10 protein-coding genes and 1 pseudogene are annotated in these 12536 nt (G+C 50.4%); 6 read left to right on the plus strand and 5 right to left on the minus strand.

Translation table 11 applies throughout. The features are described 5' to 3' along the window. Window positions 1–76 precede the first annotated feature (76 nt). A pseudogene (locus RTW80_RS21085) lies at window positions 77–508 on the minus strand (FAD-dependent oxidoreductase); the annotation flags it as partial. A gap of 225 nt (window positions 509–733) precedes the next feature. Between RTW80_RS21085 and rclR the strand changes: the two are divergent. The 4 genes from rclR to RTW80_RS21105 all read left to right on the plus strand — a co-directional run bounded on the left by rclR (window position 734) and on the right by RTW80_RS21105 (window position 4960). Next, the gene (gene rclR, locus RTW80_RS21090; protein ID WP_063119086.1) at window positions 734–1588 is read left to right on the plus strand and encodes a reactive chlorine-specific transcriptional regulator RclR; all 855 of its coding nucleotides are present in this window, start codon (window positions 734–736) and stop codon (window positions 1586–1588) included. 526 nt (window positions 1589–2114) lie between these two features. Continuing rightward, on the plus strand, window positions 2115–2834 hold the full coding sequence (locus tag RTW80_RS21095; protein ID WP_001102100.1) for a (Fe-S)-binding protein: 720 nt from the start codon (window positions 2115–2117) through the stop codon (window positions 2832–2834). 10 nt (window positions 2835–2844) lie between these two features. After that, window positions 2845–4272 (plus strand): LutB/LldF family L-lactate oxidation iron-sulfur protein, encoded by a 1428-nt coding sequence (locus RTW80_RS21100; RefSeq protein ID WP_000023927.1) that lies wholly within the window; start codon window positions 2845–2847, stop codon window positions 4270–4272. After that, window positions 4265–4960: a lactate utilization protein C gene (locus tag RTW80_RS21105; RefSeq protein ID WP_000370307.1), complete on the plus strand. Its 696-nt coding sequence runs from the start codon at window positions 4265–4267 to the stop codon at window positions 4958–4960. The genes RTW80_RS21100 and RTW80_RS21105 overlap by 8 nt, the downstream gene beginning before the upstream one ends. A gap of 242 nt (window positions 4961–5202) precedes the next feature. On the opposite strand, the gene ykgH is transcribed toward RTW80_RS21105, so the two are convergent. From ykgH to betI, 4 genes are all read right to left on the minus strand, one after another. Beyond that, the gene (gene ykgH, locus RTW80_RS21110; protein ID WP_001209100.1) at window positions 5203–5871 is read right to left on the minus strand and encodes a protein YkgH; all 669 of its coding nucleotides are present in this window, start codon (window positions 5869–5871) and stop codon (window positions 5203–5205) included. A gap of 212 nt (window positions 5872–6083) precedes the next feature. Then, window positions 6084–7754, minus strand: coding sequence for a choline dehydrogenase (betA, locus tag RTW80_RS21115; protein WP_001159094.1), 1671 nt, complete (start codon window positions 7752–7754; stop codon window positions 6084–6086). Between the two features lie 13 nt (window positions 7755–7767). Next, complete coding sequence (betB, locus tag RTW80_RS21120; protein WP_063119087.1) at window positions 7768–9240, minus strand: betaine-aldehyde dehydrogenase; 1473 nt, start codon at window positions 9238–9240, stop codon at window positions 7768–7770. 13 nt (window positions 9241–9253) lie between these two features. After that, the gene (gene betI / locus RTW80_RS21125) at window positions 9254–9841 is read right to left on the minus strand and encodes a transcriptional regulator BetI (RefSeq protein ID WP_001335745.1); all 588 of its coding nucleotides are present in this window, start codon (window positions 9839–9841) and stop codon (window positions 9254–9256) included. Between the two features lie 128 nt (window positions 9842–9969). Here betI and betT point away from each other — a divergent pair, with 128 nt between their 5' ends. Then, window positions 9970–12003, plus strand: coding sequence for a choline BCCT transporter BetT (betT, locus tag RTW80_RS21130; RefSeq protein WP_000131044.1), 2034 nt, complete (start codon window positions 9970–9972; stop codon window positions 12001–12003). 305 nt (window positions 12004–12308) lie between these two features. Continuing rightward, on the plus strand, window positions 12309–12383 hold the full coding sequence (locus RTW80_RS21135) for a protein YahV (protein WP_120795374.1): 75 nt from the start codon (window positions 12309–12311) through the stop codon (window positions 12381–12383). Window positions 12384–12536 lie beyond the last annotated feature (153 nt).

Raw genomic sequence — 12536 nt, forward strand, 5'->3', positions numbered from 1 at the left:
CTGATAGAAACAGAAGCCACTGGAGCACCTCAAAAACACCATCATACACTAAATCAGTAAGTTGGCAGCATCACCCTCCTGGCGTGGTGGTAATTCCAGGAATTGGCGGAACCACGGTTTGTGCACCGGTATTAATAAAAATTTTCTCGCCATGAATTTCCAGATTTCCCTCAGGCCGATGAACACGCAGGCTATGATTATTGATAAACTCCGCCTGGCCGTCGATCACGTCGATATTGGGCATATCCGCAAGATTATGAAAATTCTTATTACGTAAAAAATTAACCACTTCATTTTTACGCTGTATGGCACGGACAAAATCTGTGTGCTGCTGTGCGTCATGAACCAATGTTTTGGTTGGGATGCAGCCGATATTAATACAGGTCCCGCCATACATTGCATTTGATTGTTCGATGAGAGCCACTCGCCAACCTGCTTTTGCCAGCGTGACGGCTAATGTTTTTCCAGCCTTGCCAAAACCAATAATCACTGCCTGATATTTATTCATGATGATTTCCTGTCGAAACGCGTTCATTTGACATCATGACTATAGACGCAAAAGAGCAAATAACATTTCTTCACAACGCTTGATATTTTGTCTTATCGTCTGATATTTTCTTTTTCTTAATCAGAATCACAAAACAAAAATCATGATTAACTATTTGATGGCATTAGATTAGTTATTTACTAAGATTGTTGGTGTTTGTAATCAAAAACCACTCAGGAGTCTGATATGGATGCCCTTAGCCGTTTGTTGATGCTTAACGCTCCACAAGGAACGATCGATAAGAATTGCGTGTTAGGAAGTGACTGGCAGCTTCCACATGGTGCCGGGGAATTATCGGTTATTCGTTGGCATGCGTTAACGCAAGGAGCGGCGAAGCTGGAAATGCCGACGGGGGAGATTTTTACATTACGCCCGGGAAATGTGGTCCTGCTACCACAAAATTCAGCTCATCGCCTGAGTCATGTCGATAATGAATCGACCTGTATTGTCTGCGGCACTCTTCGGTTGCAACATTCGGCGCGTTATTTTTTAACGTCTTTGCCGGAAACGCTGTTTTTAGTACCGGTTAACCACAGCGTGGAATATAACTGGCTGAGGGAGGCGATCCCGTTTTTACAACAGGAATCCAGATCGGCAATGCCGGGAGTGGATGCACTGTGTAGCCAGATCTGCGCTACATTCTTTACCCTCGCGGTGCGTGAGTGGATTGCACAGGTTAATACTGAGAAAAACATTCTCAGTTTGCTTCTGCATCCACGTCTTGGTGCGGTAATACAGCAAATGCTGGAAATGCCAGGACACGCCTGGACCGTCGAATCGCTGGCCAGCATCGCTCACATGTCCCGGGCAAGTTTTGCCCAGCTTTTCCGTGATGTTTCCGGAACCACGCCGCTGGCTGTATTAACAAAGTTGCGTCTACAAATAGCGGCCCAGATGTTTTCCCGGGAAACGCTCCCTGTTGTGGTGATCGCTGAGTCAGTAGGCTATGCCAGTGAATCATCTTTTCACAAGGCGTTTGTCCGCGAGTTTGGTTGTACCCCGGGAGAATATCGGGAAAGGGTCAGACAGCTTGCACCCTGAATAAAACCGCCAGAAATCAGGGCAAAGATAATCCGCATTCCGGGAGTTGTGAGCCTTTCAACTATTTCTATTTCCAACGGTGGTTTGGGCTTTATATATTTTTTCTGATGGACTCTAGCTCAGTTTTTAAATAAAAATGCAAACTAAATTGCTTCAATTAGATAAAATGCCGACTATTACTCGATATGTGATTATTGTCGGTGATTTTTTTGTACACCATCAGTGTATATCTTAATAACCCCTGAATAAGTAGCTCTGAATAGGTATAAGGGATGTAGCCATTTTTAAATGGATTTCTTATGCCAAAAATGATCGTCGATTTCCCCATAAAATGTGAGCGATGCCGAAAGAAATAAAATTAGTTATTGCATTTGACGTTTGGATGAAAGATTATCATTTGTCATACAAATGAGGGGTGGTATGTTGCTAGCCAATTAAAAAAGAACGCCATATTTATTGATGATTGATCCCCCGGTGGGGGGGAAACATCGGGCATAAATGGGCATGAAGTAATGGAGTATTAGTTGTGAATGTCAATTTCTTTGTCACCTGTATTGGTGACGCCCTGAAATCAAGAATGGCACGAGACTCCGTGCTGCTACTGGAAAAACTCGGCTGTCGCGTAAATTTCCCGGAGAAACAGGGATGCTGCGGTCAGCCTGCGATCAATAGCGGTTATATCAAAGAAGCGATTCCAGGGATGAAAAATCTGATCGCCGCGCTGGAGGATAACGATGATCCCATTATTTCACCGGCTGGCTCCTGCACCTATGCCGTAAAAAGTTACCCGATGTATCTGGCGGATGAACCTGAATGGGCATCACGTGCCGCAAAGGTTGCCGCGCGTATGCAGGATCTCACCTCTTTTATTGTTAATAAATTAGGGGTAGTCGATGTAGGTGCCAGTTTGCAAGGGAGAGCGGTGTATCACCCATCTTGTAGCCTGGCCCGTAAGCTGGGAGTGAAGGACGAGCCACTTACGCTGCTGAAAAATGTGCGTGGACTGGAGCTGTTGACCTTTGCTGAACAGGATACCTGCTGCGGATTTGGCGGCACGTTCTCGGTCAAAATGGCCGAAATATCCGGCGAGATGGTGAAAGAAAAGGTTGCGCACCTGATGGAAGTCCGCCCTGAGTATTTAATTGGTGCTGACGTGAGTTGCCTGCTAAACATCAGTGGGCGATTACAACGGGAAGGGCAGAAAGTCAAAGTGATGCATATTGCTGAAGTGTTGATGAGCCGCTGAGGATATAAAGATGTCGATCAAAACCAGTAATACAGATTTTAAGACACGCATCCGTCAGCAAATTGAAGATCCGATCATGCGCAAAGCGGTGGCAAACGCGCAGCAGCGTATTGGGGCAAATCGGCAAAAAATGGTCGATGAATTGGGGCACTGGGAGGAGTGGCGCGATCGGGCCGCCCAGATACGTGATCATGTTCTGAGTAATCTCGACGCTTATCTGTACCAGCTCTCAGAAAAAGTGACGCAAAACGGCGGTCACGTCTATTTTGCAAGAACCAAAGAAGACGCTACCCGCTACATTTTACAGGTTGCCCAACGCAAAAATGCCCGGAAGGTGGTGAAATCTAAATCGATGGTGACCGAAGAGATTGGTGTCAATCATGTGTTGCAGGATGCTGGCATTCAGGTGATTGAAACCGATCTGGGTGAATATATTCTCCAGCTGGATCAAGATCCGCCATCTCATGTTGTGGTCCCGGCAATTCATAAAGATCGCCATCAGATCCGTCGAGTGCTACACGAACGTCTGGGCTATGAGGGGCCGGAAACGCCTGAAGCGATGACCTTATTCATCCGGCAAAAAATCCGCGAAGATTTCCTCAGTGCTGAAATAGGTATTACCGGCTGTAATTTCGCGGTGGCAGAGACCGGTTCGGTATGCCTGGTGACCAATGAAGGTAATGCGCGAATGTGTACCACGCTGCCTAAAACGCATATTGCAGTGATGGGAATGGAGCGTATTGCCCCCACGTTTGCCGAGGTAGATGTATTGATCACCATGCTGGCGCGCAGTGCCGTTGGTGCACGTTTGACGGGATACAACACCTGGCTGACAGGACCGCGCGAAGCTGGGCACGTTGATGGTCCTGAAGAGTTTCATCTGGTTATTGTCGATAACGGGCGTTCTGAGGTGCTGGCCTCTGAATTTCGGGATGTGCTGCGCTGTATTCGCTGCGGGGCTTGTATGAATACTTGTCCGGCATATCGCCATATTGGCGGTCATGGATATGGCTCTATTTATCCAGGGCCAATTGGTGCGGTGATTTCTCCGCTACTTGGCGGCTATAAAGATTTTAAAGATTTACCCTACGCCTGCTCTTTATGCACAGCTTGTGACAACGTGTGTCCGGTGCGTATTCCGCTGTCAAAACTGATTTTGCGTCATCGTCGGGTGATGGCTGAAAAAGGGATCACCGCAAAAGCAGAGCAACGGGCGATAAAAATGTTCGCTTATGCCAATAGTCATCCAGGATTGTGGAAAGTCGGGATGATGGCCGGTGCTCATGCGGCAAGCTGGTTTATCAATGGCGGCAAAACACCACTCAAATTTGGCGCGATTAGCGACTGGATGGAAGCACGCGATCTTCCTGAAGCTGACGGAGAGAGTTTCCGTAGTTGGTTTAAGAAACATCAGGCGCAGGAGAAAAAGAATGGATAATCGAGGCGAATTTTTGAATAACGTTGCTCAGGCACTGGGTCGCCCGCTGCGACTTGAACCGCAAGCAGAAGATGCGCCGCTTAACAACTATGCTAACGAGCGGCTTACCCAACTTAACCAACAGCAGCGCTGTGACGCGTTTATTCAGTTTGCCAGCGATGTTATGTTGACGCGCTGTGAGCTGACCAGCGAGGCGAAGGCGGCAGAAGCTGCAATACGTCTGTGTAAAGAGCTGGGAGATCAGTCGGTCGTGATTAGCGGTGACACGAGGCTGGAGGAATTGGGGATTAGCGAACGTTTGCAGCAGGAATGCAATGCCGTTGTTTGGGATCCGGCGAAAGGTGCCGAGAATATCTCGCAGGCAGAGCAGGCTAAAGTGGGTGTTGTGTATGCTGAATATGGTTTAACCGAATCGGGAGGCGTGGTTCTTTTTTCCGCCGCCGAGCGCGGGCGTTCATTGAGCCTGCTCCCGGAATATTCTCTTTTTATCCTGCGTAAAAGCACTATCCTGCCGCGTGTAGCGCAACTCGCAGAAAAATTGCATCAGAAAGCGCAGGCCGGTGAACGAATGCCTTCCTGCATTAACATCATTAGCGGCCCCAGTTCAACGGCGGATATTGAGCTTATCAAAGTCGTCGGAGTTCATGGCCCGGTGAAAGCGGTGTATCTGATTATTGAGGATTGTTGAGAGAGATATGAAGTCTGGACATAAACCTGAAGAAGGCATACGAGGTTGAAAATAGCGTTTAGGACAACCTGACTTAACCCCGTTCCGTCATGGTTATGCTGCTCTTCTGTAAATATCCTGGTATTACCAATGCCAGGATATTTACAGTGAAAAAGACAGGCATCCATTCCTGAAAACGGGTTCCCTTCCCGGTCATTGTCACTTCAGCTTTATACAGGCACTCTCTATCAGAATGTTGTTTATTACTGCCCAGAGTTTTGTTGGTATTCATCTACCATTTTTTTGACAAGGCAAAACATTACAGAAATTACAATGCTTAGAAAAAATCCCAGAGCCAGGCAAATGGCAGCAGGGTATTTATTTTTTATTTCTGGTGAGCTTATAGTTACACAGCCATCACCGTTCGGATACAATGACCAGTTCCTGGTCAGGTATATCATTTTTGTATAAAGCTCACTGTTAATTGCTGAAGGCGTTTGTATCTCATCGAGAACTTGCCTGCCATTATGATATTCTGACGCATACCATTTGATAATAGAGGCCTGCACGCGAGATATTTCCTCTTCAGCAGTTGGTAAAGCTCTCTTATCTCCTGACCATTCCAGCCTTATTTCTCTGTTCTTGACATCTGGGCTGGTGTGAAAAAATGTAGTAATTCGCTGAATAACATCTTCAGTCATTGTAGTCTGACAGGCAAAATTATTATTGCTATCACAGCTAACAAGTATACCTGGCGTTGTCTGGTTTATTTTTAGGCTGTAAATCACTTTTATATTGTCTTTATTGATATACAGAAACAACAGCACCATAGCCATACATATAGCCATAATAAAAAGGATAACACGAATCTTTTTCTTCAGATAAAATAAAATCTCAATCAGATCGATATCCTGTTTGATTTGTTCACGCATAATATATCCAGAGAATAAAATCTGTCGCAGATAAGGTTGTATTAATAGTCTGTATCAGGAATGTTCGGGTTAAATATCAGCAAAAAGCCCGCATCATGAATACTGGATATGAAGCATGAGAGTTACCTCAGTGTTTATATAAGGATTCGGTCCCCCTCTCTGGAACGGTAACTCTCAATCTGATCGGTTCCTGCGTTAGTTCACATCACGACTCATTTTTTCGCTCTCACCGGCATCCCATTTGCCACAAAATATCCCGCCGTGCTCCTCGGCAGCGCTTCCTGTCCACGAATCATATCCGCTATTTTCTCGCCAATCATAATTGTCGTGGCGTTCAAATTCCCGGTGATAATCTGCGGCATAATCGACGCATCCACCACACGCAGGCCTTCTAACCCGTGTACGCGGCCTTCGCCGTCAACCACGGACATCTCGTCGTAACCCATTTTGCAGGTACCGCACGGATGGAAGGCGGTTTCGGCGTGGTTACGCACGAACTCATCGAGCTGTTCATCCGTCTGGCATTCGACACCGGGGCTGATTTCGCGGCCACGATACTGATCCAGCGCGGGTTGATGCATGATCTCGCGGGTGATGCGAATTGCGTCGCGGAACTCCTGCCAGTCCTGCTCGTGCGACATGTAGTTAAACAGAATCGCCGGATGCTGGTGCGGGTCGCGGGATTTAATCCGCACATGCCCACGGCTTGGCGAGCGCATTGAGCCGACGTGGCACTGGAAACCGTGCTCTTTCACTGCATTCGAGCCGTTATAGTTAATCGCTACTGGCAGGAAATGGTACTGAATATTCGGCCACGCAAATTCCTCACGGCTGCGAATAAATCCACCTGCTTCAAAGTGGTTGCTGGCACCAACGCCAGTGCCGCCAAACAGCCACTCCGCACCGATTTTCGGCTGGTTCCACCACTGCAGGGCAGGGTAGAGGGAAACCGGTTCTTTGCACTCATATTGCAGATACATCTCCAGATGATCCTGAAGATTTTCGCCGACGCCGGGTAATTCATGCACCAGCGGAATATCAAACTCCGCCAGCAGTTCAGCGTTGCCGACGCCGGAGCGTTGCAGGATCTGCGGTGAGGCAATCGCGCCTGCACATAACAGCACTTCTTTGTTGGCCGTTGCGCGGGTTGGGATGGTGCTGTCGCCTTCCAGCCATTCGACGCCCACCGCGCGTTTGCCGTCAAAAATGATGTGATCGGTCATAGCGTGAGTACGAATGGTCAGGTTAGGACGCGATTTGGCCTGATCGAGATAGCCACGCGCGGTGCTGGCGCGACGGCCCTGCGGCGTGACGGTGCGATCCATCGGACCAAAACCTTCCTGCTGATAACCGTTGAGATCGTCCGTGCGCGGGTAGCCCGCCTGCACGCCCGCTTCAATCATCGCTTCAAACAGCGGATTGACGCCGGGTTTGGAGGTAGTGACGCTCACCGGGCCATCACCGCCGTGATAGTCGTTTTCACCCATATCGCGAGTCTCGGCCTTGCGGTAGTAGGGCAGGCAGTCGAGGTAGCTCCAGTTCTCCAGACCGGGTTCTTGCGCCCAGTTATCGAGATCCAGCGCATTGCCACGGATGTAGCACATGCCGTTGATCAGCGACGATCCACCCAGACCTTTACCGCGTCCGCACTCCATGCGGCGGTTATTCATAAACGGTTCAGGTTCCGTTTCATAGGCCCAGTTGTAGCGTTTACCCTGTAGCGGGAATGCCAGGGCAGCGGGCATCTGGGTGCGGAAGTCAAAGCGATAGTCCGGGCCGCCCGCTTCAAGCAGCAGCACGGAGGTATTCGGATCTTCAGTCAGACGGGTAGCGAGAACGTTGCCGGCTGAGCCGGCACCAATAATGATGTAGTCAAATTGCAAATAAACCTCCTGGTTAGAATATGGACTGGAATTTAGCCATCTCAACCTGGATGGACTTCACCTGGGTGTAACTCTGGAGCGTCATCACGCCGTTCTCGCGACCAATGCCGGAGTGTTTGTAGCCGCCAACGGGCATCTCTGCCGGGGATTCGCCCCAGGTGTTGATCCAGCAAATACCCGCTTCCAGCTGATGAATGACGCGATGCGCGCGGTTCAGGTCCGCTGTCACGATGCCCGCCGCCAGGCCGTAGTCGGTATCGTTAGCGCGGCGAATGACTTCGTCTTCCGACTCGTAGGTCAGAATGGACATCACTGGCCCGAAGATCTCTTCACGCACGATGGTCATATCGTCGCTGCAATCGGTGAACACTGTCGGTGCAACCCATGCGCCGTTATCGAAGCCATCGCCTTTCAGTACATCGCCGCCGCACAGTACGCGCGCGCCTTCCTCTTTGCCTTTGGCGATATAGCGCAGCACGTTATCGCGATGCGGGAAGCTGACCAGCGGGCCGAAGTTAGTTTGCGGATCGAAAACGTCGCCCGCGCGAATGCGCTCAACGCGCGCCAGAATTTTCTGCTCAAATGCGGCTTTGCATTTCGCCGGAACGAAGACGCGGGTGCCATTGGTACACACCTGACCGGAGCTGAAGAAGTTTGCCATCATGGCGATATCGGCGGCGAGATCGAGATCCGCATCATCGAAAACGATCAGCGGTGATTTACCGCCCAGTTCCATGGTCACTTCTTTCAGGGAAGAGGCCGCCGAGTTAGCCATCACTTTTTTGCCGCTGGCGACACCGCCGGTAAATGACACTTTGGCAATGCCCGGATGCTCGGTCAGATATTGCCCGGTCTCCGCGCCCACGCCCGGCAACACGTTAAATACGCCGTTCGGCAGGCCCGCTTCGCTGTAAATTTCAGCCAGATTTAACGCGGTAAGCGGGGTAACTTCGCTCGGTTTGAAAATCATTGCGTTGCCTGCCGCCAGCGCCGGGGCGGATTTCCACAGGGCAATCTGGATCGGGTAGTTCCATGCGCCAATCCCTGCCACTACGCCCAGCGGTTCGCGGCGGGTATACACAAAGGACGTTTCACGCAACGGGATCTGGCTGCCTTCCAGCGCCGGGATCAGCCCGGCGTAGTACTCCAGCACGTCCGCACCGGTAACGATATCGACGGTTGAGGTTTCCGAATATGCTTTTCCGGTGTCGAGGGTTTCCAGTTTTGCGAGTTCGTCATTGCGTTCACGCAGAATATCAACGGCCCGACGCAGAATACGCGAGCGCTCCATGGCGGTCATCGACGCCCAGATTTTTTGCCCCTGCTGGGCGCTTTTCACGGCGCGATCGACATCCTCGCGCCCGGCGGCCTGCACGGTCGCCAGCACGTTACCGTTGGCCGGGTTAATGGTCTCGAAGGTGCGACCGCTGGTGGCGGAGGTATAACCACCATGTATATAAAGCTGCTGTTCTGCCATTCGGGACATCACGTCTCCTCGGTTAATCGGTGGGTAGATGCTGAGTGATAAAGTGGCGGGTCAGGGAATTAGCGCGGGTTTTATCCAGCGGTTTGCCGCTCAGAGCCGCGCGCAGCCATAATCCATCAATCAGCGCGGCCAGGCCGTAGCCCGCTTCCTGTGCCTGTTCGCGCGGCAATTCGCGACGAAACTCGCTCACCAGATTCGACAGCAAGCGGCGGCTGCTGACCTGCTGTAAACGATAGAGCATCGGCTGATGCATACTGCTGGCCCAGAACGCCAGCCAGGCTTTCATCGCCGCACTGCTCACCTGCGTTTCATCGAAGTTTCCGCCAACAATCGCCTGTAATCGCTGCTCTGCACTGCCCTGCGGAAGTGCATGTAATCGATTCAAAACCGCGTCACGCAGCTGACTGGTGATATCGCGCATGGTTGCTTCCAGCAGACCATTTTTGTCCCTGAAATAGTGGCTGATGATCCCCGTAGAAACGCCTGCACGGCGGGCGATCTGCGCGATCGTTGCATCGTGCATGCCCACTTCATTTATTGCTTCCAGTGTGGCGTCGATCAGTTGTCTGCGCCGGATCGACTGCATCCCCAATTTGGGCATTTTCGCCACTCCATTCATCAGCGGTGTTTATCTATTAAAGCGGTTATTGATTGGACGTTCAATATAAAATGTGTCTTAATTGTTACGAATTTGATTTTAAATAGTAACAATAACAGTGGGGATACTGGATGACAGACCTTTCACACAGCAGGGAAAAGGACAAAATCAATCCGGTGGTGTTTTACACCTCCGCCGGACTGATTTTGTTGTTTTCCCTGACAACGATCCTGTTTCGCGACTTCTCGGCCCTGTGGATTGGCCGCACGCTGGACTGGGTTTCTAAAACCTTCGGTTGGTACTATCTGCTGGCGGCAACGCTCTATATTGTCTTTGTGGTCTGTATCGCTTGTTCGCGTTTTGGTTCGGTGAAGCTCGGGCCAGAACAATCCAAACCGGAATTCAGCCTGCTGAGTTGGGCGGCGATGCTGTTTGCTGCCGGGATCGGTATCGACCTGATGTTCTTCTCCGTAGCCGAACCGGTAACGCAGTATATGCAGCCGCCGGAAGGCGCGGGACAGACGATTGAGGCCGCGCGTCAGGCGATGGTCTGGACGCTGTTTCACTACGGCTTAACCGGCTGGTCGATGTATGCGCTGATGGGCATGGCGCTCGGATACTTTAGCTATCGTTATAATTTGCCGCTCACCATCCGCTCGGCGCTGTACCCGATCTTCGGTAAACGGATTAACGGGCCGATAGGTCACTCAGTGGATATTGCAGCGGTGATCGGCACTATCTTCGGTATTGCCACTACGCTCGGTATCGGTGTGGTGCAGCTTAACTATGGCTTGAGCGTACTGTTTGATATTCCCGATTCGATGGCGGCGAAAGCGGCACTGATCGCCTTGTCGGTGATAATCGCCACGATCTCTGTCACCTCCGGTGTCGATAAGGGCATTCGCGTGTTATCGGAGCTTAATGTCGCGCTGGCGCTGGGATTGATCCTGTTCGTATTGTTTATGGGCGACACTTCGTTCCTGCTTAATGCACTGGTGCTGAATGTTGGCGACTATGTGAATCGCTTTATGGGCATGACGCTCAACAGTTTTGCCTTCGACCGTCCGGTTGAGTGGATGAATAACTGGACGCTCTTCTTCTGGGCATGGTGGGTGGCATGGTCGCCGTTTGTCGGCTTGTTCCTGGCGCGTATCTCGCGTGGGCGTACCATTCGCCAGTTCGTGCTGGGCACGTTGATTATTCCGTTTACCTTCACGCTGTTATGGCTCTCGGTGTTCGGCAATAGCGCGCTGTATGAAATCATCCACGGCGGCGCGGCATTTGCCGAGGAAGCGATGGTCCATCCGGAGCGCGGCTTCTACAGCCTGCTGGCGCAGTATCCGGCGTTTACCTTTAGCGCCTCCGTCGCCACCATTACTGGCCTGCTGTTTTATGTGACCTCGGCGGACTCCGGGGCGCTGGTGCTGGGGAATTTCACCTCGCAGCTTAAAGATATCAACAGCGACGCCCCCGGCTGGCTGCGCGTCTTCTGGTCGGTGGCGATTGGCCTGCTGACGCTCGGCATGCTGATGACTAACGGGATATCCGCGCTGCAAAACACCACGGTGATTATGGGGCTGCCGTTCAGCTTTGTGATCTTCTTCGTGATGGCGGGGTTGTATAAATCTCTGAAGGTAGAAGATTACCGCCGTGAAAGTGCCAACCGCGATACCGCACCGCGACCGCTGGGGCTTCAGGATCGCCTGAGCTGGAAAAAACGTCTCTCGCGCCTGATGAATTATCCGGGCACGCGTTACACTAAACAGATGATGGAGACGGTCTGTTACCCGGCAATGGAAGAAGTGGCGCAGGAGTTGCGGTTGCGCGGCGCGTACGTGGAGCTAAAAAGCCTGCCACCGGAAGAGGGACAGCAGTTGGGTCATCTGGATTTGTTGGTGCATATGGGCGAAGAGCAAAACTTTGTCTATCAGATTTGGCCGCAGCAATATTCGGTGCCGGGCTTTACCTACCGCGCACGCAGCGGTAAATCGACCTACTACCGGCTGGAAACCTTCCTGTTAGAAGGCAGCCAGGGCAACGACCTGATGGACTACAGCAAAGAGCAGGTGATCACCGATATTCTTGACCAGTACGAGCGGCACCTTAACTTTATTCATCTCCATCGTGAAGCGCCGGGCCATAGCGTGATGTTCCCGGACGCGTGATTGTTATTGCATAAAACCGCGCCATGTCTGCATATGGCGCTGTTTCTCCTACCTCTTGATACGTTATATCTATACGGTTAAGCCCTTAGTATCTATTGATGATTACCAGACAACAGATAATAAAAAAGAAAAGAACTATTGCAGCCCAAAACCTACATTTGGGCTGTTGCGAATGTTCAATAAGTTTAGTCTTATTTAATGTAAATATTGCTGATCATTTGAAATGACGCATTATTCATGAGAAATGTGTATCGTAAATCAACTGAAATTAACGCAATCATTTGTTATTTAAGGTTTAATTATCTGTGTGTGATATTTTATTGAATGTTTTAAATATTGTTTTTATTGGCATTGCTATAATATTGGTTATCATTTGCTGAATGGATTCAGTCTTAATGAGTGGGTTTTTAAGGGACAGGCATAGAGTAATGATACGTATGCATAACCAACATCTTTATGATCTTACCCAGCAATAGTGGACACGCGGCTAAGTGAGTAAACTCTCAGTCAGAGGTGACTCACATGACAAAAAC

Source organism: Escherichia sp. AM3 (assembly GCF_032029835.1).
Lineage (GTDB): Bacteria > Pseudomonadota > Gammaproteobacteria > Enterobacterales > Enterobacteriaceae > Escherichia > Escherichia coli.